At 40.1% G+C, this 262-nt stretch carries 1 protein-coding gene; it reads right to left on the reverse strand.

What is annotated here, in order from left to right; translation table 11 throughout:
- Window positions 1–262 (reverse strand): penicillin-binding transpeptidase domain-containing protein (locus tag SB765_RS30780; RefSeq protein ID WP_410932641.1); only part of this gene is annotated, 262 nt, incomplete at both ends.

Below are 262 nucleotides of genomic sequence, written 5' to 3' on the forward strand. Positions count from 1 at the left end.
TGCTACTTGCTCACTTAGCATTAGCGAGCTAGGCGTTGTCGTTTCATTATCACAAATTATAGTCGGGTTAGTTTTAAATAAGGTGTTGCCCATGGCATCTTGAATTTCTGAAATAAAGTAAGGTTCGATTAAGTGGCCGCCATTGGCAAAAGTACTCATGCCACGAGCTAACTCTATTGGAGTGATAGATGCGCTACCTAAAGCCAGTGATTCACTGCGATTTATATCTCCATTTGCAAAGCCAAATTTAAGTAAATGATCG

Source organism: Pseudomonas sp. SIMBA_067 (assembly GCF_046534675.1).
Lineage (GTDB): Bacteria > Pseudomonadota > Gammaproteobacteria > Pseudomonadales > Pseudomonadaceae > Aquipseudomonas > Aquipseudomonas putida.